This is a genomic window from Stenotrophomonas sp. MYb57, assembly GCF_002966815.1.
In the GTDB taxonomy this organism is placed as follows: Bacteria; Pseudomonadota; Gammaproteobacteria; order Xanthomonadales; family Xanthomonadaceae; genus Stenotrophomonas; species Stenotrophomonas indicatrix.
Window position 1 is genome coordinate 1,606,952 of sequence record NZ_CP023271.1, and the last position, 25,044, is coordinate 1,631,995.

General features: G+C 67.5%; 18 protein-coding genes and 3 tRNA genes. 11 read left to right on the forward strand and 10 right to left on the reverse strand.

What is annotated here, in order from left to right; translation table 11 throughout:
- Positions 1–30 precede the first annotated feature (30 nt).
- A complete protein-coding gene (locus tag CLM74_RS07335) occupies positions 31–2,361 on the reverse strand; it encodes a penicillin acylase family protein (RefSeq protein ID WP_105163769.1) in 2,331 nt (776 codons plus the stop codon).
- 125 nt (positions 2,362–2,486) lie between these two features.
- Between CLM74_RS07335 and bfr the strand changes: the two genes are divergently transcribed.
- A complete protein-coding gene (gene bfr, locus CLM74_RS07340; RefSeq protein ID WP_025877631.1) occupies positions 2,487–2,975 on the forward strand; it encodes a bacterioferritin in 489 nt (162 codons plus the stop codon).
- 253 nt (positions 2,976–3,228) lie between these two features.
- Here the strand turns inward: bfr and parC are convergent, their stop codons facing one another.
- Both parC and CLM74_RS07350 read right to left on the reverse strand, forming a co-directional pair.
- Positions 3,229–5,472 carry a DNA topoisomerase IV subunit A gene (parC, locus tag CLM74_RS07345; protein WP_025877629.1) on the reverse strand — a complete coding sequence of 748 codons (2,244 nt, stop codon included), beginning with the start codon at positions 5,470–5,472 and terminating at the stop codon, positions 3,229–3,231.
- A 59-nt stretch (positions 5,473–5,531) separates the two neighbouring features.
- Entirely contained in the window at positions 5,532–6,440 is a 909-nt protein-coding gene (locus tag CLM74_RS07350) for a helix-turn-helix transcriptional regulator (protein ID WP_059063613.1), read from the reverse strand.
- A 145-nt stretch (positions 6,441–6,585) separates the two neighbouring features.
- Here CLM74_RS07350 and emrR point away from each other — a divergent pair, with 145 nt between their 5' ends.
- From emrR to emrB, 4 genes are read left to right on the forward strand one after another with little or no spacing between them, the layout of a single operon-like run.
- Positions 6,586–7,029 (forward strand): multidrug efflux system transcriptional regulator EmrR, encoded by a 444-nt coding sequence (gene emrR / locus CLM74_RS07355; RefSeq protein ID WP_105163770.1) that lies wholly within the window; start codon positions 6,586–6,588, stop codon positions 7,027–7,029.
- Positions 7,026–8,519 carry a multidrug efflux transporter outer membrane subunit EmrC gene (gene emrC / locus CLM74_RS07360; protein WP_032975811.1) on the forward strand — a complete coding sequence of 498 codons (1,494 nt, stop codon included), beginning with the start codon at positions 7,026–7,028 and terminating at the stop codon, positions 8,517–8,519. Before emrR ends, emrC begins: the two co-directional genes overlap by 4 nt.
- Before the next feature lie 11 nt (positions 8,520–8,530).
- A complete protein-coding gene (gene emrA, locus CLM74_RS07365) occupies positions 8,531–9,709 on the forward strand; it encodes a multidrug efflux MFS transporter periplasmic adaptor subunit EmrA (RefSeq protein ID WP_025877623.1) in 1,179 nt (392 codons plus the stop codon).
- Between the two features lie 8 nt (positions 9,710–9,717).
- The gene (emrB, locus tag CLM74_RS07370) at positions 9,718–11,304 is read left to right on the forward strand and encodes a multidrug efflux MFS transporter permease subunit EmrB (protein ID WP_025877622.1); all 1,587 of its coding nucleotides are present in this window, start codon (positions 9,718–9,720) and stop codon (positions 11,302–11,304) included.
- Positions 11,305–11,484: 180 nt separating this feature from the next.
- Here emrB and CLM74_RS07375 read toward each other — a convergent pair.
- Together CLM74_RS07375 and CLM74_RS07380 are read right to left on the reverse strand one after the other, a co-directional pair.
- Positions 11,485–11,571, reverse strand: a tRNA-Leu gene (locus tag CLM74_RS07375).
- A gap of 50 nt (positions 11,572–11,621) precedes the next feature.
- A complete protein-coding gene (locus tag CLM74_RS07380) occupies positions 11,622–12,533 on the reverse strand; it encodes a LysR substrate-binding domain-containing protein (RefSeq protein ID WP_105163771.1) in 912 nt (303 codons plus the stop codon).
- Between the two features lie 96 nt (positions 12,534–12,629).
- On the opposite strand from CLM74_RS07380, the gene CLM74_RS07385 reads away from it, so the two are divergent.
- The gene (locus tag CLM74_RS07385) at positions 12,630–13,376 is read left to right on the forward strand and encodes a sulfite exporter TauE/SafE family protein (RefSeq protein ID WP_025877620.1); all 747 of its coding nucleotides are present in this window, start codon (positions 12,630–12,632) and stop codon (positions 13,374–13,376) included.
- A 60-nt stretch (positions 13,377–13,436) separates the two neighbouring features.
- Here CLM74_RS07385 and CLM74_RS07390 read toward each other — a convergent pair.
- Positions 13,437–13,523: transfer RNA gene (locus CLM74_RS07390), tRNA-Leu, on the reverse strand.
- A 217-nt stretch (positions 13,524–13,740) separates the two neighbouring features.
- A tRNA-Leu gene (locus tag CLM74_RS07395) sits at positions 13,741–13,825 on the reverse strand.
- A gap of 128 nt (positions 13,826–13,953) precedes the next feature.
- On the opposite strand from CLM74_RS07395, the gene rnr reads away from it, so the two are divergent.
- The 3 genes from rnr to rlmB all read left to right on the forward strand — a co-directional run bounded on the left by rnr (position 13,954) and on the right by rlmB (position 17,857).
- Complete coding sequence (rnr, locus tag CLM74_RS07400) at positions 13,954–16,413, forward strand: ribonuclease R (RefSeq protein WP_105163772.1); 2,460 nt, start codon at positions 13,954–13,956, stop codon at positions 16,411–16,413.
- Between the two features lie 85 nt (positions 16,414–16,498).
- Complete coding sequence (locus CLM74_RS07405; RefSeq protein WP_025875409.1) at positions 16,499–16,984, forward strand: GFA family protein; 486 nt, start codon at positions 16,499–16,501, stop codon at positions 16,982–16,984.
- 129 nt (positions 16,985–17,113) lie between these two features.
- Positions 17,114–17,857, forward strand: coding sequence for a 23S rRNA (guanosine(2251)-2'-O)-methyltransferase RlmB (gene rlmB / locus CLM74_RS07410; RefSeq protein ID WP_025875407.1), 744 nt, complete (start codon positions 17,114–17,116; stop codon positions 17,855–17,857).
- Between the two features lie 146 nt (positions 17,858–18,003).
- Here rlmB and CLM74_RS07415 read toward each other — a convergent pair whose 3' ends face one another.
- The 3 genes from CLM74_RS07415 to CLM74_RS07425 are packed head-to-tail and all read right to left on the reverse strand — an operon-like array spanning position 18,004 to position 22,633.
- The gene (locus tag CLM74_RS07415; protein ID WP_105163773.1) at positions 18,004–19,443 is read right to left on the reverse strand and encodes an efflux transporter outer membrane subunit; all 1,440 of its coding nucleotides are present in this window, start codon (positions 19,441–19,443) and stop codon (positions 18,004–18,006) included.
- The gene (locus tag CLM74_RS07420) at positions 19,440–21,398 is read right to left on the reverse strand and encodes a MacB family efflux pump subunit (RefSeq protein WP_025875403.1); all 1,959 of its coding nucleotides are present in this window, start codon (positions 21,396–21,398) and stop codon (positions 19,440–19,442) included. Before CLM74_RS07420 ends, CLM74_RS07415 begins: the two co-directional genes overlap by 4 nt.
- Entirely contained in the window at positions 21,395–22,633 is a 1,239-nt protein-coding gene (locus CLM74_RS07425) for an efflux RND transporter periplasmic adaptor subunit (RefSeq protein WP_025875401.1), read from the reverse strand. Before CLM74_RS07425 ends, CLM74_RS07420 begins: the two co-directional genes overlap by 4 nt.
- Positions 22,634–22,838: 205 nt before the next feature.
- Here CLM74_RS07425 and CLM74_RS07430 point away from each other — a divergent pair, with 205 nt between their 5' ends.
- Positions 22,839–23,567 carry a response regulator gene (locus tag CLM74_RS07430; protein WP_025875399.1) on the forward strand — a complete coding sequence of 243 codons (729 nt, stop codon included), beginning with the start codon at positions 22,839–22,841 and terminating at the stop codon, positions 23,565–23,567.
- A 6-nt stretch (positions 23,568–23,573) separates the two neighbouring features.
- Positions 23,574–24,965, forward strand: coding sequence for an ATP-binding protein (locus CLM74_RS07435; RefSeq protein ID WP_025875397.1), 1,392 nt, complete (start codon positions 23,574–23,576; stop codon positions 24,963–24,965).
- Positions 24,966–25,044: the final 79 nt, after the last annotated feature.

Consider the following 25,044-nt stretch of genomic DNA (forward strand, 5'->3'; position numbering starts at 1 on the left):
CCCCGGGCATCATGCCGTGGCCGGCCAGCGCTATCGCGCCGGTAGCAGTGTCAACGTGTGCTGCGCCTTGCCGGGCAGGAACGGGGTGGGACGGCCGTGCACCCAGTCCTCATGTCCGGCGCCCCAGTACGGCGACAGCGGATGGCCGCTCTGCCCACCCGGCATGTGCACGATGCCATCGGCCTCGTGTCCGGGCGAGACCACCATGCGCTGCGAGGCGCCGAACGCCGGCGTCTGTACACGCGGCATGTCACGGTCGCCGGGCAGGGGATCGGCCGGCATGCACAACCAGCGGCTGGCGAAGGCGGGCAGGGCGCGCGCGACCGGATGGCAGATCGCTGCGGTATTGCGCTCGCCCCAGCTGCGGTGCGCCAGCGGCCCCTGCGCGGACAGCTCCGCTTCGGTACGGCGCGCCGCATCGGCCAGCAGCGCATCCCAGTTCGTGTACGCGGGCGGCAGCAGGTTGGCCGGGCGCTGCTGCAGCATCGGCCAGGCCACGCCTTCCAGCTGCGCCAGTCGCGGTGCCAGGAAATCCTCGCCCAGCGGTGCCCGGGCCGGTGCCAGCAGCGCATCGGTCAACGTGTCGAGTACCTGTGTGCGGAACTCGCGCACCACCCGGTAGCTGACCGAATCGATCGCGGCGCGTCCGTCCCAATGGCTGCTGGCCGTGCTCAACCGCTTCAGTGCCGGATCGTCGCTGTGCTCGACCACCTGGTGCAGCAGCACCCACCAGCGCTGCAGGAACACCGCGCGGTCGTCGAGCTGGATCGCCAGCAGGTCGTGCTCGTCGAAATGCTCCTGCGTGGCCAGCAGGTCGCGGATCTGCCGTCCGCGCGCGCCGAGGTCGTAGCCGCCATTGCCGACCGTGGCCAGCGTCGCCTCGTCCACCACGCGGCTGTTGGCCGTCCACAGCCGATGCGAGGCGGGGTCGACCAGGCTCGGCGCGGCGTCGCTGCGGATCGGCCACGGCGCGCAGCCCGGGTTGCGGTGATTGTCATTGAAGCCCAGCGGTGTACAGCCCGGGCCACGGTCAGGCCGCGCGCCGATCAGGCGCCACGCGATACGCCCGCTGCGGTCGCCGATCACCAGATTCTGCGCGGGAATGCCGGCATGGTCGGCAATCTGCAGGGCCTGGTCCAGGTCGGCGGCCCGTGCCATGTCGGCGAAGTCCATGCGCACCGCGCCCGGCAACTGCGCGACCCAGCGCAGGGCGTCGCCGCTGCCATCGGCGTGGGTGTGCAGGATCGGTCCCCACGCGGTTTCGCGTACCGGGAAACGCACGTCGGCACCGCCGGCAACGACGATCCGTTCCTCGTGCACGGTCACTGCAGCGTCCCCTGGCTCGGTGCGGAAGTCGGCAGTGTCGATGTAGCTGTTGGTGAAGCCCCAGGCCACGTGGCCGTTGCTGCCGACAATCACCGCCGGCACGCCCGGCAGCGAGAATCCGCTGACGTCGACCTGGCCACCCGCGGCCTGTGGATCGGGGTAGCGCAGGCGCACACGGAACCACAGGCTGGGAGCGCGCAGGCCCAGGTGCATGTCGTCGGCGACGATCGCACGGCCATCGGCGGTCAGCGCGCCGGCCACGGCGAAATTGTTGCTGCCGACCGCGTCGGCATCCTCGGCAGCCGCGCCGGTCGCGGCCTTCAGCGTGCGCAGGTCCAGCTGGCTGGCATCAGGCAGGGGGGCGTTGCCACGGGCAGCGCCGGCCAGCGGCGCATCCCACTCGCTGCCGTCGTGCGCCAGCAGCGCATACAGTGCCGGTGGCACCACCGCGCGGATGCGCTCCAGGGCGAGTTCGGACTGGTTGCTGGGGTCCTGCAGGTCGGCGTACATGGCCAGGCCTGCCAGCACGCTGTCGCTGGCCCGCCAGGGTTGGGGCGCCTGCCGCAGCAGCAGATAGGCCCATGGCCGCACCGCCAGGCTGCCCAGGCCCTGGTTGACCCCGTCCACATAGGCGCGCACGGCCGCAGGGTCGCTGCCCAGTGCGTCCTGCAGATGGGCCTCGGTACGCGCGCGCAGGCGGTGTACGCGCATGCGCTTGTCGGCTTCGATCGCCTTCGCCCCGAACAACGCGGACAGTTCACCCGCGGCACTGCGCCGCATCAGGTCCATTTCGAAATAACGTTCCTGCGCGTGAACACGGCCGAGCGCCAGCAGGGCATCAGCCTTGTTGCCGGCGGTGATGGTGACCACCCCCAGCGCATCGCGCTCCACGGTGACCTTGGTGGCCAGCCCGGGCAACGGGCGCTCGCCGTCCAGTTCGGCCAGGCTGCCGCGCAGCAGCAACCACAGGACCAGCACCGCGAGCAGCACGATTGCCACCAGCACACCCAGAATCCACCGCCACGTACGACGCATTGCAGGTCCTTTCCGAGCAGGTCGGCCGATTGTAGCCGCAGGCGCAACTGCGACTGATTCCGATTAGATCACCGTATTTCCAGATGGGGCACCATGGGCGCCATCGATTCACAGGAGCTCCCCCCATGAAAGGCAACCCGGACGTCATCGCCTGCCTGAAGGAACTGCTGCGCGGCGAACTCGCCGCCCGCGACCAGTACTTCATCCACTCCCGCCGCTACGAGGACCAGGGCCTGTTCGCGCTGTACGAACGCCTGAACCACGAGATGGAGGAAGAGACCCAGCATGCCGACGCGCTGCTGCGCCGGATCCTGTTCCTGGGCGGCGACCCGGACATGCGCCCGCATGCCACCGAGCCCGGCAAGACCGTGGAGGAGATGCTGCGCAAGGACCTGGACACCGAATACGCGGTGCGCAACAACCTCGCCGCCGGCATGAAGCTGTGCGAGGAGAAGGGCGACTACGTGAGCCGCGACATGCTGCTGGCGCAGTTGAAGGACACCGAGGAAGACCACGCCTGGTGGCTGGAGCAGCAGCTGGGCCTGATCAAGCGCATCGGCCTGGAGCTGTACCAGCTGAGCAAGATCGACGGCAGCGGCGCCCCGGCGCACTGACCCCGATTGTCGTAGCGCCGGGTCATGCCCGGCTCTACCAGGAGCGCAAAGCAACGTCGCCCGCCAGCACCGGAGCACCGCCAGCCAGCCTTCGCCCGCCAGCTGCTCCACCGCCCGCCAGCCGACAAACAAAGAAGCCGGGGAATGCCCCGGCTTTTTTGTGTCTGATGCTCCGATCCCGGTAGCGCCGGGCCATGCCCGGCGGGTTCCCGGTTGCCGGGCAAGGCGTGTCAACCAAGGTTGACACCTACCGTCACTCGACCGACAACCCTTCCACCTTCTGCCAGCCACGCGGCAGCAGATGGCCACGGGTGGCGCGAGCGCCCAGATAGGCGTCGAGTTCGTTGAACTTCAAGCCCATGGTGCGCTGGCCACTGCGGACCTGCAGGGTCTGGCCCGGGCTGATTGCCACGATGGCGACCACCCGTTCGGTGGCGAGCTTGGCCTTGGGGATCTCGATGATCTTGTTGCCCTTGCCCTTGTCCAGTTCCGGCAGGTCGTTGGCGGCGATCGCCAGCAGGTTGCCCGAACTGGTCACCGCGACGATACGGTCGGTAGCGACGTTGGCCACCACCGATGGGGTCAGTACCGACGAGCCCGCCGACAGGTTCAGCATCGCCTTGCCGGCCTTGTTGCGACCGATCAGGTTCTCGAAACGGGTGACGAAACCATAGCCGTGGGTCGAGGCCAGCACGAAGCGGGTATCCGGTTCGGCGCTGGCCAGGGTCACGAAGCTGGTGCCTGCGGCCGGCGAGAAGCGGCCGGTCAGCGGCTCACCGTTGCCGCGTGCCGAGGGCAGGGTATGCACCGGCGTGGAGTAGGCGCGGCCTTCGCTGTCCAGGAACGCGACCTGCTGGGTGCTGCGCGCACGCACTGCACCCTGCAGCGCATCGCCATCGCGGTAGGACAGGGTCGAGGCATCGATGTCGTGGCCCTTGGCGGCGCGGATCCAGCCCTTCTCGGACATCACCACCGTCATCGGCTCGCTCGGTACCAGCTCGGTCTCGTCGATGGCCTGCGCGGCCTGGCGCTGCACCAGCGGCGAGCGGCGCTCGTCGCCGAACTTCTTCGCATCGGCCTGCAGCTCGTCGCGGATCAGCTTCTTCAGCTTGGCCTTGCTGTCGAGGATGGCGATGATCTTGTCGCGCTCCTTGGCCAGTTCGTCCTGCTCGCCGCGGATCTTCATTTCTTCCAGGCGGGCCAGCTGCTTCAGCTTGGTTTCCAGGATGTACTCGGCCTGGTCTTCGGACAGGCCGAAGCGTGCGATCAGCGCCGCCTTCGGTTCGTCCTCGGTACGGATGATGTGGATCACCTCGTCCAGGTTGAGGAACGCCACCAGCAGGCCTTCCAACAGGTGCAGGCGACGCTCGACCTTCTGCAGGCGGTGCTGCAGGCGGCGGGTGACGGTGCTGCTGCGGAATGCCAGCCATTCGCTGAGCAGCGTCTTCAGGTTCTTCACCTGCGGACGGCCGTCCAGCCCGATCACGTTGAGGTTGACGCGGTAGCTGCGCTCCATGTCGGTGGTGGCGAACAGGTGCCCCATCAACTGCTCGGCGTCGACGCGGTTCGAGCGCGGCACCAGTACCACGCGCACCGGGTTGGCATGGTCGGACTCATCGCGGATGTCTTCCAGCCACGGCAGCTTCTTGGCGCGCATCTGTGCGGCGATCTGCTCGATCACCTTCGACGGCGACACCTGGAACGGCAACGCGGTGACCACCACGTTGTGCGCTTCCTTGATGTAGGTGGCACGCGCACGCACGCTGCCGTTGCCGGTCTCGTACATGTTCCGCAGATCGTTGGCCGGGGTGATGATCTCGGCGTTGGACGGATAATCCGGACCCTTCACGTGCTCGCACAGGTCGCGCACGCTGGCATCCGGATCGTCCAGCAGGTGCAGCAGCGCGCTGACGATCTCGTTGAGGTTGTGCGGCGGCACATCGGTGGCCATGCCCACGGCGATGCCGGTGGTGCCGTTCAGCAGCAGATGCGGCAGGCGTGCCGGCATCCAGGTCGGTTCCTGCAGGGTGCCGTCGAAGTTCGGTGCCCAGTCGGTGGTGCCCTGGCCCAGTTCGCCCAGCAGTACTTCGGCGATCGGGGTCAGCTTGGATTCGGTGTAACGCATCGCCGCGAACGACTTCGGATCGTCGCTGGAACCGAAGTTGCCCTGGCCTTCGATCAGCGGATAACGGTACGAGAACGGCTGTGCCATCAGCACCAGCGCTTCGTAGCACGCGCTGTCGCCATGCGGGTGGTATTTACCGATGACGTCACCGACGGTGCGCGCGGACTTCTTCGGCTTGGACGCGGCATTCAGGCCCAGCTCGCTCATCGAATAGATGATGCGGCGCTGCACGGGCTTCAGGCCGTCGCCAATGAACGGCAGGGCGCGATCCAGGACCACGTACATCGAGTAGTCGAGGTAGGCGCGTTCGGCGTACTCGCGCAGCGGCAGTTGTTCGAAACCGTGGAACACGGGGCGGGCAAGATCGGTCATGCGGCGTTGTTACCTATGTCGGGAGGCGGTGACGGCGGTCGCCGCTCTCAATCCAGTGATTATCCGGATGCGGCGGGGGATGCCAAGCCGCGTGCAGGGTCAAGGCCCGGTTCCAGGCCGTGGCCGGCCCGTGCCAGGTAGCGTCCGGGCGGTAGCCCGAAGTGTCGCCGGAACACGGTGACGAAGGCGCTGGCGCTGCTGAAGCCCAGTGCGTGGGCGATATCGGCCACGCTGCGGCCCTCGCTGAGCTGCCGCAGCGCCTCGGCCAACCGCGCCTGCTGGCGCCATTGCGCGAAGCTGAGGGTGGTCTCGTCGCGGAAATGGCGGGTCAGGCTGCGCGGCGACAGGCCGGCCCAATGCGCCCACTGCGCCAGGCCGCGCTCGTCGGCCGGGTCGGCCAGCAGCTGCGAGGCGATCTTCAGCAGGCGCCGGTCGCGCGGCATCGGCAGGTGCATGCGCTGGCGCGGCGCGGCGCGTATCTCGTCCAGCAGCACGTTGATGATGTGCTGCCGTTCGCTGGTGCTTTCGTAGTCCTGCGGCCAGTCACAGATGCGTTCGGCCACTGCCTGCGCCAACCGCGAGATGCCCAGCACGCACGGGTCGGCGGGCAGTTCGGCGCACAGCGGTGCGGCCAGCACCATGCCCCAGCCGCGCAGGGGGCCATCGATGTGGACCGTATGCGGCTCGGCCGGCGGCATCCAGCCCGCCGAACCTGGCGCCAGCGACCAGGTGCCATGGGAGGTGCGGGTGGTCAGCAGGCCGCGTTCGACGCAGATCAGCTGCGCGCGGACGTGGTGATGCCAGTCCACTTCGCGGGCCAGCCCCTGCGGGCTGTCGAAGCGGAAGGCGATGACCGGTGGGCCGTCATTGCGCTCGAACCAGTCCAGTGCTTCTTCGCGCAGCAGGGTGGCAGGGCCGGGTTCGCCCGCCTTCACGTGGGTCGGGGGTGGCTTGAATGTGACATTCATTGGCTGGATTGTACTACCGGGCCAGTTGGGAGCGCCATTAAGGTGGCGCCTTCACCTGATCCAGCCCACTGCTGCAACACAGCATTTGATGCCAGATCGAATATTTCCATTGAGAAATATTTTTTTTGGAAGAGAATGCTCCCCCATGATCTGTCCTGCAACCACTCCCCCCAGCTTCGGCCTGCTGCTGCGCCAGGTGCGCGACGGCCTGGTCCGCCAGCTCGACGCGTCCATGGCCGAAGAAGACCTCGGCATCGGCTTCACCCACTACATCGGGCTGAAGGTGCTCTCGAACATGGCGCCGTGCACGGCCAACGAGCTGGCCCAGGCCATCGACCAGGTGCCCAGCGCGGTCACCCGCCTGCTGGACAAGCTGGAAGCGCTCGGTTGCGTGCGCCGTGAGCCGCATACGCAGGACCGGCGTGCACTGCAGATCGTATTGACCGATGAAGGCCGCGCGCTGTGGGCGCGGTTGAAGCTGCGCGGCGACGCGGTGATGGATTACGCCCTGCGCGATCTGTCCGCCGACGAACGCACGCAGCTGCTGTCCCTCCTGACCCGAATCCGCGATTCCCTGACAACCCCATGAACCCGATCCCGCATCCCACTCTCCGCCGCTCCGGGCGCGCGCTGCTGGTTTCAGCGCTGGCCCTGGCCTTGGCCGCCTGCGCAAGCAGCCGTGGCCTTGACCCGCAGGGCCACGTGCTCGACGTGGACAGCCTGCACAGCGAACGTACCCTGGCCGACAGCGACCTGAGCGCAGCCGGTTTTCCTGCCCAGGACTGGTGGAAGGCACTGGGCGATGCGCAACTGGATGCGCTGATCGCCGAAGGCCTGGCCGGCCATCCGAGCCTGGACGCCGCCGACGCGCGCCTGCGCCAGGCACAGTCGCAGGTCGGCACCGCGCGCGCCGATCGCCTGCCCAGCCTCTCCGTGTCCGGTGGCTACACCGGCCTGCGCCTGCCCGAATCGATGGCTGGCGATGAAATCGGCGGCCACTACGCTGGCAGCAGCCAGATCGCGTTCGACTTCAGCTACGGCATCGACCTGTGGGGCGGCAAGCGCGCCGCCTGGGAGGCTGCCGTGGATGGCGCCCACGCCGCCACCGTCGAGGCCCAGGCCGCGCGCCTGAACCTGTCCACCGGCATCGCCCAGGCCTATACCGACCTGGCCTACGCCTGGCAGCTCAACGACGTGGCCGAAGAAGAACTGGCGCGCTCGCAGAAGTCGCTGCAGCTGACCCGGCAGCGTCGTAGTGCCGGCATCGACAGCGACCTGCAGGTGCGCCAGGCCGAAGCCCGCGTGCCGGCCGCACAGCAGCAGTTGCTGGCGGCGCAGCAGCGCATCGATGCCGGGCGCACGGCGCTGGCCGCGCTGGTCGGCAAGGGCCCGGACCGCGGCCTGTCGATCGAACGCCCGCGGGCCATGAACCCGCTGGCCCTGCAGCTGCCGGGCGTGGTGCCCAGTGAACTGCTCGGCCGTCGCCCCGACATCGTCGCCGCGCGCTGGCGGGTGGAAGCGGCCGACAAGCAGATCAAGGTCGCCAAGACCCGGTTCTACCCGAGCCTCAACCTGACCGCGCTGGCCGGCGTGGTCGCACCGAATGTCGGCGACCTGCTGCAGAGCAGTTCCAGTTTCGCCTACATCGGCCCGGCGCTGAGCCTGCCGATCTTCGAAGGCGGCAAGCTGCGGGCCAACCTGGCCAACACCGATGCGCAGTACGACCTGGCCGTGGCGAACTACAACCAGGCGGTGCTCGATGCACTGCGCGACGTGGCCGACCAGGTCAACGCGGTGCGCTCACTGGCGCAGCAGGCGCAGTCGCAGCAGCAGGCGGTGGATACCGCACGCGCTGCGTTCGACCTGGCCCAGCAGCGCTATCGCGCTGGCATCGGCAGCTACCTGGACGTGTTGACCGCGCAGTCCACCCTGCTGCAGTCGCAGCAGCAGCTGGCCGGCCTGCAGTCGCAGCAGCTGCAGACCTCGGTGCGCCTGAGCAAGGCGCTCGGCGGTGGTTTCCAGCCCAGTGACGCTGATGCCGCACCGCTTGCTTCCCATTCCGATTCCTCGCATTCCTGAAGACGCCTGCCATGAGCCAGACCCAAGACACTGCGGCCCCCGCCGCCCCCAACCGCCGCGGCAAGCTGTTGCGCGGCCTGTTCGTGATCGTCGTGCTGCTGCTGGCGGCACTGGCGCTGTGGTACTTCATGTTCGGCCGTTGGTTCGAAGAGACCGACGACGCCTACGTGCAGGGCAACCAGGTGCAGATCACCCCGCTGGTGGCCGGTACCGTGGTCGCCATCAACGCCGATGACGGCATGCGCGTGGAGCGCGGCCAGCTGCTGGTGCAGCTGGACCCGGCCGATACCTCGGTGGCCCTGCAGCAGGCCGAAGCCAACCTGGCCAAGACCGTGCGCCAGACCCGCGGCCTGTACCGCAGCGTCGAAGGTGCGCAGGCGGACTTGAACGCACGCCAGGTGACCCTGAAGCGCGTGCGCGACGACTTCGCACGCCGCAAGGGCCTGGCCGCCACCGGCGCCATCTCCAACGAAGAACTGGCCCACGCCCGCGATGAGCTGGCAGCTGCCGAAGCGGCCGTGGCCGGTTCGCGCGAGACCGTCGAGCGCAACCGCGCACTGGTTGATGACACCGTGATCGCCACCCAGCCGGATGTGCAGGCTGCCGCCGCGCAGCTGCGCCAGGCCTTCCTCAACAATGCACGTTCGGGCATCGTCGCGCCGGTCACCGGCTATGTCGCCCGTCGTTCGGTGCAGGTCGGCCAGCGCGTGCAGCCGGGCAATGCGCTGATGGCGGTGGTGCCGACCGAGCAGATGTGGGTCGAAGCCAACTTCAAGGAAACCCAGCTGCGGCACATGCGCCTGGGCCAGGAAGTGGAGCTGAAGTCGGACCTGTATGCCGGCGACGTCAAGTACAAGGGCCGCATCGACAGCCTGGGCCTGGGCACCGGCTCGGCGTTCTCGCTGCTGCCGGCGCAGAATGCCAGCGGCAACTGGATCAAGATCGTGCAGCGCGTGCCGGTGCGCATCGCCATCGATGCCAAGCAGCTGGCGGAACACCCGCTGCGCATCGGCCTGTCGATGAAGGCCGAGGTGAGCCTGCGCGACCAGAAGGGCGAAGTGCTGCCGAGCGCAGCCGCCAAGGGCACGGTGTTCGACACCGACGTGTATGCCAAGCAGCTGCACGATGCCGATGAGGTGATCCACACGATCATCCAGGGCAACCTGCCGCAGCAGTCCAAGGCGAGCTGAGGTCGGCCATGTCCGCACAAGCTCCAGCTGCGCCCGGCTCTCCGGGCGCACCGGCGGCGCCGGGTGCGGCCGCTGGATTCCTGCCACCCAGTGTGGCCCTGTGCACCGTGGGCCTGGCGATGGCCTCGTTCATGCAGGTGCTCGACACCACCATCGCCAACGTCTCGCTGCCGACCATCGCCGGTAATCTTGGCGCCAGTTCGCAGCAGGCGACGTGGGTCATCACCTCGTTCGCGGTCAGCACCGCGATCGCGCTGCCGCTGACCGGCTGGCTCAGCCGTCGCTTCGGCGAGCGCAAGCTGTTCGTGTGGGCCACGCTGGCCTTCGTGATCACCTCGCTGCTGTGCGGCCTGGCCCAGAGCATGGGCATGCTGGTGCTGTCGCGTGCGCTGCAGGGCTTCGTCGCCGGCCCGATGTACCCGATCACCCAGTCGCTGCTGGTCTCGATCTATCCACGGGAGAAACGCGGGCAGGCGCTGGCGCTGTTGGCGATGATCACCGTGGTGGCGCCGATCTGCGGGCCGATCCTCGGTGGCTGGATCACCGACAACTACAGCTGGGAATGGATCTTCCTGATCAACGTGCCGCTGGGCATCTTCGCTGCGCTGGTGGTGGGCAACCAGTTGAAGGGTCGCCCGGAGCACGTCGAGAAGCCGAAGATGGACTACGTCGGCCTGGTCACCCTGGTGATCGGCGTGGGCGCATTGCAGCTGGTACTCGACCTGGGCAACGACGAAGACTGGTTCTCGTCGATGAAGATCGTGGTACTGGCCTGCGTTGCCGTGGTGGCGCTGACCGTGTTCCTGATCTGGGAGCTGACCGACAAGGACCCGATCGTCGACCTGAAGCTGTTCCGGCACCGCAACTTCCGTGCCGGTACGCTGGCGATGGTGGTGGCCTACGCGGCGTTCTTCAGCGTGGCCCTGCTGATTCCGCAGTGGCTGCAGCGCGACATGGGCTACACCGCGATCTGGGCCGGTCTGGCAACAGCCCCGATCGGTGTACTGCCGGTGATCATGACCCCGTTCGTGGGCAAGTACGCATCGCGTTTCGACATGCGCATGCTGGCCACCATCGCGTTCGTGGTGCTGTCGATGACCAGCTTCCTGCGTTCGGGTTTCAACCTGCAGGTGGACTTCCATCATGTGGCCGGCGTGCAGCTGATCATGGGCATCGGCGTGGCGCTGTTCTTCATGCCGGTGCTGCAGATCCTGCTGTCGGACCTGGATGGTCGTGAGATCGCGGCCGGTTCGGGCCTGGCCACGTTCCTGCGTACGCTGGGCGGCAGCTTCGCGGCGTCGCTGACCACCTGGCTGTGGGCACGTCGCACGCAGGTGCATCACGCGGACCTGACCGAACACATTTCGGCCTATCAGCCGGGCATGCAGGACCAGGTGGCGGCGATGGGGCAGGGCGACCTGCAACATGGCGCGGCGGTGCTGAACAACATGATCAACCACCAGGCATCGCAGATGGGCTTCAACGACATCTTCTTCCTGCTGGGCTGGATCTTCCTGGCGATCATCTCGTTCCTGTGGCTGGCCAAGCCGCCCTTCGGTGCGGGCGCGGGTGCCGCCGCCGGTGGCGGGCACTGATCGATCGCTGTTGCTGAAAAACAAAACCCCGCCGGAAGGCGGGGTTTTTGTTTGCAGCGCATCCACGCATGCATGCGAATTCCAGTAGATCCACGCCATGCGTGGATGGACGCGCGTGATCCCGGCAAACGCTGGACATGAAAAAACCCGCTTGCGCGGGTTTGATCATTGTCTGAGTCATGGTGCCCAGGAGAGGACTCGAACCTCCACGAAGTTGCCCCCGCTAGCACCTGAAGCTAGTGCGTCTACCAATTCCGCCACCTGGGCGACTCAGGAGGAGAATTTTGCAGGAAGGCTGGATATGTGTCAACACCATTTCACACATTTTTTTCTGCACCGGCTTCCGCGTCCACATCCAGATGCAGCAGCAGGCTGCGCATCGGTGGCGAGAGCGATTTCCAGTCGGCGAACGCGGCGCACAGCCGGCGTTGTGCCCATGCGTTGCCGAGTGCAACGGCGACGATGCCGGTGGCCCGCCGATGTTGCCGCGCGATCGTGCGCGGCGCGATGCCCACGCCGATGCCATGGCCCACCATCGTGCACAGGCCTTCAAAGGTCTTCATGCGGATGCGCACGTCGAGCGTGCGTCCGGCCTCTGCCGCCAGCTCTTCGATATAGGTCTGCAGCGCATTGCCGTCGGCCAGGGCAACGAAGGTCTCGCCCAGCACATCGCTGAAGTCGAGCGAGCGCCGCGCGGCGAAGCGGTGGCCGGCCGGCAGCAGCGTCATCAGCGGGTCTTCGGCAACGACATGGCGGTGCAGACCATCGGCGGGAACGGCATCACTGATGATGCCGGCCTCTGCCTGGCCGGCGCGGATCGCGCGCACGACTTCATTGCTGGTGCGTTCGTGCAGTTCCACGCGCAGGCGAGGGCGCTCTGCCAGCCATGGGGCCAGCCGCGCGGGCAGGTAGTTGGTCAATGCCGCGGTGTTGGCGTACAGGTGCAGCGTGCCGCGCGCACCGTGGGCGAACGCCTGCAGTTCGCCGCGCAGCTGCGCCTGCTGCTGCAGGATCAATCGCGCGTGATGGGCCAGTGCGGCACCCGCTTCGGTGAGGCTGATGCCGCGCGGGTGACGGGTCAGCAGCGCGGTGCCAGCGTCGGTTTCGATGGCGCGCAGGCGTTCGCTGGCCGATCCCAGTGCCAGATTCGCCTCCACCGCGCCGGCGGTGATGCTGCCGGCTTCGGCCACCGCCAGGAACAGGCGCAGATCGGCAATGTCCAGGCGCATGTCGTTTGCTCCGCTCGGCCCTGCCTTCGGCTGGTCCGAAGGCGCAGGCGGGAAGACCGCATTGTGCGCGCCTGCGGCGCCGGCTCCAATGGCGGCATGAACGAGACGACATACTTCTATGGGTTGCTGGTGGTGGTGTTCGTGCTGGCCGGGGTGGTCAAGGGCGTGACCGGCATGGGCCTGCCGACGGTGGCGATGGGACTGCTGGGCGGCGCGTTGTCGCCGGTGGCGGCGGCCTCGATGCTGTTCATTCCCACCTTCGTCACCAATGCCTGGCAGTTGCTGTCCGGGCCATCACTGGGCCGCACCCTGCGGCGGCTGTGGCCGATGATGCTGGCCGTGGTGGTGGTGACGCTGGGCTCGGCCGCGCTGCTGGTACGGGTGGATCGTGATGCCTCGCGCGCCGCGTTGGGCGTGGCGCTGGTGGTGTATGCGCTGTACGCACTGGTGGCGCCGGTGTTCCGCGTACCGCAGCGGCGCGAGCGCTGGCTGGGGCCGCTGGTCGGGGCGGTGTCCGGCGTGGTCACCGGCGCCACCGGCGTGTTCGTCATGCCAGCGGTGCCGTACCTGCAGTCGCTGGGCTTGCAGCGCGAGGAGCTGGTGCAGGCACTGGGCCTGGCGTTCACCGTCTCGACGATCTCGCTGACCACCGGGCTGGTGCTCAACGGGGCGTTTGGCGTGCAGCAGCTGGGGTTGAGCGCGCTGGCAGTGCTGCCGGCGCTGCTGGGCATGTGGCTGGGGCAGGTGATCCGCCAGCGCATCAGTGCGCGCGTGTTCCGTGCCTGCTTCCTCGGCTTCCTGCTGTTGCTGGGCCTGGAGCTGATGCTGCGTTCGTGGTGGTGATGCCGACCGGACGCCAGACAAGAAAAAACCCGCTTTCGCGGGTGTTTTTCATTCTCGACATGGTGCCCAGGAGAGGACTCGAACCTCCACGAAGTTGCCCCCGCTAGCACCTGAAGCTAGTGCGTCTACCAATTCCGCCACCTGGGCGTCGAGGAGGAGAATTATGGGGTGCCGTGACGGAGGTGTCAACACCCTTTGCGGATCCGTGGTCGGGTCCTGTTTCGCATGCGAAACAGGCTCTGCCCCATGGGTCTCGCGCTGGGGTCAGAGCCCTTTCCCGTGGAAAGGGATCCGACCCCACTGCCGGTGCGGCAGCCGGATTACAGGCAAAAAAAATCCTCGCCGAAGCGAGGAGTTTTTTCGTTGGTGCCCAGAAGAGGACTCGAACCTCCACGGTTTTACCCGCTAGTACCTGAAACTAGTGCGTCTACCAATTCCGCCATCTGGGCGTTCCAGAGGCGCAATTGTGAAGATGAACCCGGGGCCTGTCAACGATTTCCTGAAAATTCTTAATGGGGGTTCTTCAACGTGTTTGCTGACCCGTTCTGCACGCCCACAGCGGCTACCATGGAGGGCGATGACTACCAAAAAACCAAGCAAGGGCGGGAGCAAGTCCCGCAGTGAAGCCCCCAACAAGGGCACCAAGCAGGGCACTGCCCGCAACAACAAGCCGGGCAAGCCGTTGCCGGGCTGGCTCCCCGCACTGGCCGAAGGCGGTGCACCGCCTCCAGGACGTGGCCGCCGCAACGCCGAGCCGCCGGGCCCGGCAATGGGTCGCAAGCTGCCACCGGCGGGCAAGGTGATCGATGATCCCTACGCTTCCCGCGAAGCGGAAAAGTACGAACAACCCATTGCCAGCCGCGAGGCCATCCTGGCCCTGCTGGAACGCTGCGAAGGGCCGCAGACGGCTGAGGAACTCGGCGCGCGCCTGGGCCTGACCGCACCGGACCGTGCCGAAGCGCTGTCGCGCCGGCTTGGCGCCATGGTCCGCGACGGCCAGCTGGTGCAGAACCGCCGCGGCGGCTTCGCGCCCATCCAGACGTTGAACCTGGTCACCGGCGTGGTGATCGCCAATCCGGAAGGGTTCGGCTTCCTGCGCCCGGTCGAGGGCGGTGACGATCTGTTCCTGCCGCCCTATGAAATGCGCAAGGTGATGCACGGCGACAAGGTGCTGGCACGTGTCACCGGCATTGACCACCGCGGCCGTCGCGAAGGCAGCATCGCCCGCGTTCTCGAGCGCGGCATGACGCGCCTGATCGGCCGCTTCAGCGTCGAGATGGGCATCAACTACGTGGTGCCCGATGACAAGCGCATCCAGCGCAACGTGCAGGTGCCGCCGGACCAGACCGGCGGCGCGAACGATGGCCAGCTGGTCGTCTGCGAACTGACCCAGGCACCGGACAGCCGCCGTCCGCCGATCGGTCGCATCATCGCCGTGCTCGGCGACAAGCTGACTGCCTCGCTGGTGGTGGAAACCGCGATCCACGGCCACGAGCTGCCGTTCGAGTTCCCGCAGGAGGTGCTGGACGAAGCCGCGTCGGTACCGCTGGTGGTCGAGCCGGCGATGATCGGCGGCCGCGTCGACCTGCGCAGCACGCCGCTGGTGACCATCGATGGCGAGGACGCCAAGGACTTCGACGACGCGGTGTACTGCGAGCCCAACGCCGATGGCTTCCGCCTGGTGGTGGCCATTGCCGATGTCTCCAACTATGTCCGTCCCGGCACGCCGCTGGACGATGAAGCACAGAAGCGCGCCACCTCGGTGTACTTCCCGGGCTTCGTGGTGCCGATGCTGCCGGAAACGCTGTCCAACGGTATCTGCTCGCTGATGCCGAAGGTCGACCGCATGTGCTTCGTCTGCGACATGCAGATCGACCGCGAGGGCCAGGTGACCGGCTCGCGCTTCTACGAAGCGGTGATGAATTCGCATGCGCGCCTGACCTACACCCAGGTGTGGCAGGCGGTGGGCGAGGACGATGCCGGTGCGAAGGCCTTCATCGGCGACCTGCTGCCGCAGGTGCAGCGCCTGCACCAGCTGTACAAGGTGCTGTCCAAGGCGCGCAGCAAGCGTGGCGCGATCGAGTTTGAAAGCAGCGAAGTCCGCTTCGTGCTCGACAACCGCGGTGAAGTCACCCAGGCCGGCATGCTGGTGCGCAACGATGCGCACAAGCTGATCGAGGAATGCATGATCGCGGCCAACGTGGAGGCGGCCAAGTACCTGCTGTCGCGCCACGTGCCCGCGCCTTACCGCGTGCACGAGAAGCCGCCGGAGACCAAGTACGCCGATCTGCTGGAATTCCTCAAGGAGTTCAAGCTGAGCCTGCCGCCGTGGTCGAAGGTGCGCCCAGGTGATTACACCAAGCTGCTGAAGAAGATCCGCGACCGTCCCGATGCCACGCTGCTGGAATCGGTGCTGCTGCGCAGCCAGAGCCTGGCCGTGTACAGCCCGGACAACAACGGCCATTTCGGCTTGGCGCTGGAAGCGTACGCGCACTTCACCTCGCCGATCCGTCGTTACCCGGATCTGCTGGTGCACCGTGCGATCAAGCATGCGCTGTCGGGCAAGCCGCTGGACAAGTTCACCTACACCGCCCGCGAGATGGCAGCACTGGCACTGCAGTGTTCCGAGCGTGAGCGTCGCGCCGATGAGGCCGAACGCGAAGTGGATGAGCGTTACCGCGCGGCGTGGATGGAAAAACACGTCGGTGGCCAGTTCGACGGCGTGATCAGCGGCGTGACCAGCTTCGGCCTGTTCGTGGAGTTGGCCGACTCGAAGGTTCAGGGCCTGGTGCACGTGACCCAGTTGCCGCAGGACTATTACAAGTTCGACGCGACCCGCAAGACGCTGACCGGCGAGCGCCGCGGCAGCAGTTACCGGCTGGGTGACCAGGTGCGCATCCTGGTGCTGAAGGCCAGCATGGAAGAGCGCAAGATCGACTTCCGCCTGGTCGAGCACAAGGGCGAGGAAGAGGAAGCAGGCCCGGCCCCGCTGCCCGAGCGCGGCAAGCCAGCCAAGCGCGCGAAGAAGAAGTACTGAAAGGTGTGCCGACCAACGGTCGGCACCCACCTCACCCGGTAGGTGCCAACCGTTGGTTGGCACGACGTTTCGGAGGAAAGCGGCAATGCAGGGCCAACCCGAGTACAGCGGCGGCTGCCAGTGCGGCGCGATCCGCTTCCAGGCGCGGGGCGAGCTGACCGACAGCTCGATCTGCCACTGCCGGATGTGCCAGAAGGCCTTCGGCGCCTACTACGCGCCGCTGGTGTCGGTGCGCGGTGTGCAGTTCAGCTGGACCCGTGGCCAACCGCGCTATTTCCAGTCGTCCAACGTAGTGCGGCGCGGCTTCTGCGCCGACTGCGGCACGCCGTTGACCTATGAAGCCCCCGATGGCGTGGCGGTGGCCGCCGGTGCGTTCGACCAGCCTGAACGACTGCCGCCGACCCTTCAGTACGGCGTCGAGCGCAAGCTGCCCTTCGTCGATGGGCTGGGCCGGCTGCCGGCACGCCGTACGGAACAGGACATGGCCGCGCTGGAATTCCTGGCCACGGTCGTTTCCCACCAGCATCCCGACCACGACACCCCGCACTGGCCGCCGCGCACGCGCGGGTAGCGCCGGGCCTTGCCCGGCGGGGGCGACGGACAACGGTCGCCGGGCATGGCCCGGCGCTGCCGGCCAGCCGCCGCAGCGCCGCGTCCGCCGATGCTCTACCATAGCCACCCCCTTTCCGGTCCTGCCCGCATGAGCAAGAACAGCCAGTGGATCGTCGGCGTCAACGCCGTCGCCTCCTCCATCGAGAACGACGCCGAGAACGTCCGCGAAGTGCTGGTCGAGGCCGGTGCGAAGAACCCGCGCCTGGTCGAAATCGAGGAAAACGCCCGCCGCAAGGGCATCGACGTGCGCAAGGTCAACAGCCAGGCGCTGGACGGCGTGGGCGGTTCGGTGCGCCACCAGGGCGTGGCTGCACGCTATGCCGCCGCCCGCACCTACAACGAGAACGAGCTGGAAGGCCTGGTCACGGCTGCGGAAGGCAAGGCCCTGCTGCTGGTGCTGGACGAGGTGCAGGACCCGCACAATCTCGGCGCCTGCCTGCGTTCGGCCGCCGCTGCCGGCGCTACCGCCGTGATCATTCCCAAGGACAAGTCGGCCACGGTCAACGCCACCGTGCGCAAGACCTCGGCCGGCGCTGCCGACCTTATTCCGGTGGTGGCGGTGACCAACCTGTCGCGCTGCCTGAAGGACCTGCAGAAGCAGGGCGTGTGGATCTACGGCCTGGCCGGTGAGGCGACTGCGTCGCTGTACCAGCTGGACCTGAAGGGCAACATCGCCCTGGTGCTGGGCGGCGAAGCCGACGGCCTGCGCCGACTGACCCGCGAAAACTGCGATGGCCTGGTCAAGATTCCGATGCCGGGCGAGATCGAGAGCCTGAACGTCTCGGTTGCTGCCGGCGTCAGCCTGTTCGAGGCCGTGCGCCAGCGCGGTTGATCGACAGCTGCGGAGACCCGATCGGGGTCAGATCCCTTTCCCACGGGAAAGGGATCTGACCCTTTTTTCTGATCCGCCGTGTCGACCAAGGGCGACACCTACCGGGCAGGCGGTAGTCGCCAACCTTGGTTGGCGCTCCGGATGCCTTACCCCGCGCTGCCTCCCAGCGCCTTGAACAGCGTCACGTCGTTGTTCAACTGGCTCTGCCGCACCCGTGCCAGTGACAGTTCCGCGTCGCGCCGGGTCTGCTGTGCTTCCAGCCAGGTGCGCAGATCGGTGGCGCCCACGCGATAGCGCACTTCCTGCGCACGTTCCACTTCCACCGCTTCATCGTAGGACGCCTGCGACGCGGTTACCTGGCGCAGCAGCTGCTCGCGTGCGGACAAGGCGTTGTCCACCTCCGACAGCGCGGTGTACAGCGTCTTGCGGAAGTTGGTGGCGGCGATCTGGTAGTTGGTGCCGGCCACGTCCGTATCCAGCTGCGCGCGCTGCAGGTTGAGGAAGGGCAGCGACAGCCCAGCCCCCAGCGTCGCCACCGGATTGCGCAGCACATCGCCCAGCGAGGTGGCGCTGGAACCCAGGCTGCCGGTAAGACTCAGTGTCGGGTAGTACTGGGTGGCGGTCACCCGGATCGTCTTCAGGCTGTTGCGCAGCCGCAGTTCGGCCGCGCGCAGGTCGGGCCGGCGGCCGAGCAGGTCGGCGGGCAGGCCTTCGGCAATGCTCGGGCTCTGCGCCTCCAGCAGGTTCTGCGGTTCGTCGTGCTGCGGCCACGGCGTGCCATCCAGCAGCACGGTCAGCGCGTTGCGCACCTCCACCCGCTGTTGTTCCAGCGCGCTCTGCGCCGAACGCTGCGACTGCAGGTTCTGCAGTGCCTGGCGTACTTCCAGGCGCGAAACCGCACCGGCATCGAAGCGCGCCTGTACCAGTTCGTGCGTGCGCTGCAGCCGCTCAAGGTTGGCCTGGCCGGTGGCGATGGACTGGTTGAGGTAGGCCAGTGCCCAGTACTGGTTGATGACATCGCCGATCACCAGCAGGGCGGTGTTCTGCCGGTCTTCTTCGCTGGCGTTGGCCTCCCAGCGGGCGATGTCGCGCTGGCTGCGCAGGCGGCCCCACAGATCGATTTCCCACCCCAGCGACACGCCGGTGGAATAGCTGCGGCGCCAGTCGTCGGCCTGGTCGGTGGCGCGGCTGCCGCTGCCGCTCACGCCGGACGACGAAGGCTGCGGCCACAGCGCGTTGCTGGCCAGCCCGGCCTGCAGGCGTGCACGCTGCACCGCCAGCCCGGCCGCACCGAGGTCGCTGTTGGCGGCAAGCGCCTGCGCGACGAGGCGGTCGAGGCGCTCGTCGCCGAAGCCGGTCCACCAGTTGTCCTGGCGGACGTCACGGGCCGGGGTGTCCAGGCCGCTGCGCGGGTCGTCGGCCGGTGCGTTGAGGGTCGCATCGCCACGACCATAGTTGGCGGCAACGCTGGGGTCTTCGACCGGATAGCGGCCCACGGAAGCGCATGCGGAGAGTGCAAGCAGCACGGCGCCGGACAGCAGCAGGCGCGAGGGAGCGGGGAAGGGCAGTCGGGTCATCATCTTCATTCGCGGGCCAGGGCCTCCACCGGGTCGAGCTGGGCGGCACTGCGTGCCGGCAGGAAGCCGAACGCCACGCCGATCAGGGTCGAGCAGGCGAAGGCGGCAATGATGGAAGCGGTGGAGAACAGCACCTGGAAATCGCTGGCGAACCGGCCGATCAACACGCCCATCAGCAGTGCCAGGCCGATGCCGAGCAATCCGCCGAGCAGGCACACCAGCACCGCTTCGATCAGGAACTGCTGGCGGATGTCGCTCTGCCGCGCCCCCACCGCCATGCGCACGCCGATCTCGCGGGTACGCTCGGTCACCGAGACCAGCATGATGTTCATCACGCCGATGCCACCGACCAGCAGCGCGATGGCGGCGATGGCGCCGATCAGCAGGGTCATCGTGCGCGTGGTCTGTTCGATGGTGTCGCGGATCTCGGCGCTGTTGCTGAGGAAGAAGTCCTCGGTGCCGTGGCGCATGGTCAGCAGCCGGGTGATCGCTTCCTGCGCCGCATCCATCGGCGTTTCATCGTTCACCCGCACGGTGATGCTGGAAACGTGGCTCTGCCCGAGCATGCGCGACATCACCGTGGTGTAGGGCACGAACACGCTCAGGCTGGTGCTGCCGCCGAAACCGAAGCTCTGCTTCTTGGCCACGCCGACCACGCGCACCGGCACGTTGCCAAGCAGGATCACCTGGCCGATCGGGTCGCTGTCGGGGAAGAACTGGGTCCGGGTGTTCTCATCGATCACCGCCACCTGGCCCAGCCCCTTCACCGCGTCGGTGTCGAAGAAGCTGCCGCTGAGCAGGCTCACGCCCTTCACCCGGAAGTACTGCTCGCCGACGCCGCTGATCTGCGCGGTGGCCGACTGGTTGCGGTAGCGCGCGGTGACCGAACTGGACACGCTGGGGGTGGCGCTGTCGACGTAGCTCTGCCGTGACAGGGCATCGGCATCGCTGGCCTTGAGGGTCTGCACCCGCGCCGAGCGCATGTCGCCGAAGCCGCGACCGGGGTAGACGTCGATGGTGTTGGTACCCAGCGCGCTGATGTTCTGCAGGATCTGCTGCTGCGAACCGTTGCCCAGTGCCACCACCGAGACCACCGAAGCGATGCCGATGATGATGCCGAGCATGGTCAGGAAGGTACGCAGGCGATGGGCGTTCATCGCCAGCAGGGCCATCCGGAACGCTTCGGTGAAGCGGTCGCGGGCGGCCTGCCAGCTGCTGCCATGGGCCACGCCGGTGCTCGGCTCGCGTTGCGCACGGTAGCTGGGCGCGGCCGGATTGGCACGGTCGGCGATGATCTCGCCGTCGCGGATCTCGATGATGCGCTGTGCGTGCTCGGCCACGCTCATGTCGTGGGTGACGATGATGATGGTGTGGCCTTCGGCATGCAGTTCGCCGAGGATGGCCATCACCTCTTCGCCGGATTTCGTGTCCAGGGCGCCGGTCGGTTCGTCGGCCAGGATCACCTCGCCACCGTTCATCAACGCGCGCGCGATCGACACGCGCTGCTGCTGGCCACCGGACAGCTGCCCGGGTTTGTGGTGCATGCGGTCGGCCAGGCCCAGCCGTTGCAGCAGCTGCTCGGCACGGGCTGTGCGCACCGGGCCGGGGCTGCCGGCATACACCGCCGGCACGGCCACATTGCCGCGTGCGTCGAGATCACCCAGCAGGTGGTAGCGCTGGAAGATGAAACCGAAGTGCTCGCGGCGCAGCTCGGCCAGCTCGTCGGGCGCCATTTTCCCGGTCTCGCGGCCCGCCACCTGGTAGCTGCCACGGGTCGGGCGGTCCAGGCAGCCGAGGATGTTCATCAACGTGGACTTGCCCGATCCGGACTGGCCGACGATCGCCACCATCTCGCCGGCATGGATGTCCAGGTTGACGTCGCGCAGCACGGCGATGACATCCTCGCCGGCCGGGAATTCGCGTCGCAGGTCGCGCAGGCGCAGCAGTGGCGCCGTCATGCTCATCGGCGCCCCATGCCCGGGCCGCCGACCCGCATCTGCATGCCGCCACGGTTGCCGCCGCCAGCGGCTGCCGCAGCGCCGCCTTCGCCGACCACCACGCGCTCGCCTTCCTTCAGGCCGGACAGGACCTCGACGTTGGCGCCGTTGTTGATGCCGACCTTGATCTTGCGCGGCTGCGGCTGGCCCTTGTCATCGACCACCCGCACGATGCGCTCGCCATCGCGCGACTTCGGTCCCAGTGCCACGGCCGGCACCATCAGCACGCCCTTGGCCTGCTTGAGCAGCACCGATACCTGTGCGGTCATGTCGATGCGCAGGGTGCCATCGGGGTTTTCGACGTCGAACAACGCGTTGTAGTAAACCGCGCTGCTGGAGCTGGAACTGGACGAGCTGCTGGAACTGGACGAGCTTTCGTTGGCGATCGACGCCGGTGCCGGATTGATCTGCCGCAGCGTGGCGTGGTACTTGCGGTCCGGGTCACCCAGCGTGGTGAAGTACACCGGCATGCCAGCCTTGATCTTGACCACGTCGGCCTCGGACACCTCGGCATTGACAGTCACTACGTCCAGCCGTGCCAGCATCACGATGGTCGGCGCGGTCTGGTTGGCGTTCACCGTGCGGCCTTCCTCGGCCACCACCGCCACCACGGTGCCGTCCATCGGCGCGACAATGCGGGTATAGGCCAGGTTGGCACGGGCAGTGCCCAGTTCGGTTTCGCGGCCCTTGATCTGCGCCTCGTAGGACTGCAGCTGCGCACGCGCAGTCTTCAGCTGGGCCTCGGCGGCGTCGTATTCCTGACGCGAGGTGGCTTCGGCAGCCAGCATCTGCTGCTGGCGTGCGAACTCCAGTTCGGCCTGGCGCAGGGTGGCCTGCTGCACTGCGCGCTGCGCGGTCACCTGGTCCAGCGAGGCCTGCGCGTTGAGCACCTGGTTCTGCTGGGTGGTGGCGTCGATCTCGGCGATCAGGTCGCCTTCCTTCACCGTATCGCCCAGCTGCACCTTCAGCGACTTGATCTGGCCGGAGGCCTGCGCGCCGACGCTGACCAGCTTGTAGGCGTCGATCACGCCGGTGGCTTCCACCGTCTGCTCGATGTCGCCGCGGCTGACCGGGGTGGTCGCCAGCGCCGGTGCGGCAGGCTTGCGCAGCAGCCACCAGGCGGATACAGCGGCGATCAGGACAATCAGGGCGATCAACATCAGGCGACCCTTGCGGGTCGCGGGCAACAGGCGGGAGATCACGTGGCGGCTTCACTCTGGGGGCCGCAGTGGCGGCGTTGGTGGGCATTGTGAAGATCGAGCGACGCTGTGCTCAATCCTCGGGGTGTGTCTCTATGTAACACTGTCTGCGAGACTGCGTATCGGCAGGTATCCCGCACTGCGGGGGATACAGTGGTACGCATTGGCCTGGATGCGGTTCAGCTGCCGACACGGGATGATTCGCGACATGGAGACTGAAAACCCGATGCACCGTTTGCTGATCGTCGATGACGACAACGATATCCGCACCCTGCTGGCCGAGCAGCTCGGCCGTGCTGGCTACCAGGTCAGCACCGCCGCCGATGGCACCAGCATGCGCCAGCTGCTGGAACGCGAACACGTGGACCTGATCGTGCTCGACCTCAACTTGCCGCGCGAGGATGGCCTGACCCTGTGCCGCGACCTTCGCGCGCGCTCGAACACGCCGGTGATCATGCTCACCGCGCGCGCCGAGCCGATCGACCGCGTACTCGGCCTGGAAATGGGCGCCGACGACTACCTGGCCAAGCCGTTCGAGCCGCGTGAACTGCTGGCGCGCATCCGCAACGTGCTGCGACGTACCGAAGCGCTGCCGGCCAACCTGGAACCGCTGGCGGTGCGCCGTGCGCGTTTCTCACGCTGGATCTTCGACCTGGAGCATCGCCACCTGGTCGATCCGGACGGGCGCGTGGTGGTGCTGTCCGGCGCCGAATTCCGCCTGCTGCGGGTGTTCATCGCCCATGCCAACAAGGTGCTCTCGCGCGAGCAGCTGGTGGCCCTCAGCAGCGGCCGCAACTACGAAGCGCAGGACCGGGCGATCGACCTGCAGGTCAGCCGGCTGCGCAACAAGCTGGCCGATGATGGTGGCCCCGATGGCCTGATCAAGACCGTGCGCAACGAAGGCTACGTGCTGGCCTCGGCCGTCAACCTGGAATAAGCCGCGATGAAGCGCCTGCGCCACTTCCTGTCCTCGATGGTCGGACGGCTGTTCGTGATCCTGCTGCTGGGCATGAGCGTGGCCGCGATCGGCGCGACCATGCTGGCCAGTTCCAAGCGGCAGCAGGAATTCGAGCGGCAGAACCTGAACCGCATCGCCGACCGCCTGCAGGGCTACATCAACCTGCTCGACGGCAACCCGGAGCTGCGCGAGCGGCTGCTGGAGATCGGTGGCCCCAGCGTGCGGGCACTGCAGCCCGGCGCGCGCATCGGGCGGGCCGACAAGGCGCTGATGGAAGTACTGGAAGACCGCCCGGGCCCGGTGTCGCGGGCGCATGTGCACTTCGCCTCGTTCCGTTCGTGCATTCCCAAGCTGCAGGACCTGCTGCCGCCACCGCCGCCGGGCCACCGCAAGCCGCCACACGAACGCGATCCCACCTTCATCCCGCCCAAGTGCCGGGCGGTGGACGTGGTGCTCAACGACGGCACGTTGCTGAAGCTCGCCCTGGATTCGCCGGCGATCGCGCACAACGGCATCCTCGCCGTGGACCCGCTGTTCCTGACCCTGCTGGTACTGGCCATTGCCGTGCTGGCCTACGTGGTTGCACGCATGGCCAGTGCGCCGCTGCAGGAGCTGGCGGCCGCCGCCGAGGACCTGGGCGATGACCTGCAGCGGGCACCTTTACCGCTGCGCGGGCCGCGTGAGGTGCAGCGCGCCGCCGAAGCCTTCAATGCCATGCAGCATCGGCTGCAGCGCCACCTGGCCGAACGTACGCAGATGCTGGCGGCGATCACCCACGACCTGCAGACGCCGCTGACCCGGCTGCGCCTGCGCCTGGAAAACGTGACCGACGAGACCCTGCGCGAGCGCCTGATCGGCGACCTGGCTGCGATGCAGGCACTGGTACGCGAGGGCCTTGAACTTGCCCGAAGTGCGGAGAGTGCCGAACAGCGCGCCGCGCTGGACCTGGATTCGCTGCTGGAGAGCATCGTCGAGGACACCGCCGAGGACGGCGCCGACGTCGTCTTTGAAGGCCGCAGCGGCGCGGTGCTGATGCTGCGCCCGCTGGCGATGCATCGCCTGTTCTCCAACCTGGTGGACAACGCGGTGATGTATGCGCAACGCGCCCGGGTACGTGTCGAGCGCGGCGAGGGCACGATCACGGTGGTCATCGCCGATGATGGCCCCGGGCTGGCCGATGACCAGCTGGAAGCGGTGTTCGACCCGTTCGTGCGGGTGGAGACATCCCGTTCGCGCGAGACCGGCGGTGCCGGCCTGGGCCTGACCATCGCCCGCGCGCTGGCCGAGAAGGACGGGGGGCGCCTGTGGTTGCGCAACCGCCCCGAAGGTGGGCTGGAAGCGGTGGTGCAGTGGTCGACCAGCGCCGAGGCGCGCTAGCGGCATCGATCCCGGACCCGGCCCGGTTGCGCCGGGCGGCCCGGGCGCGGTGACGCCGGTGACAGGGTTTGCCCTATCA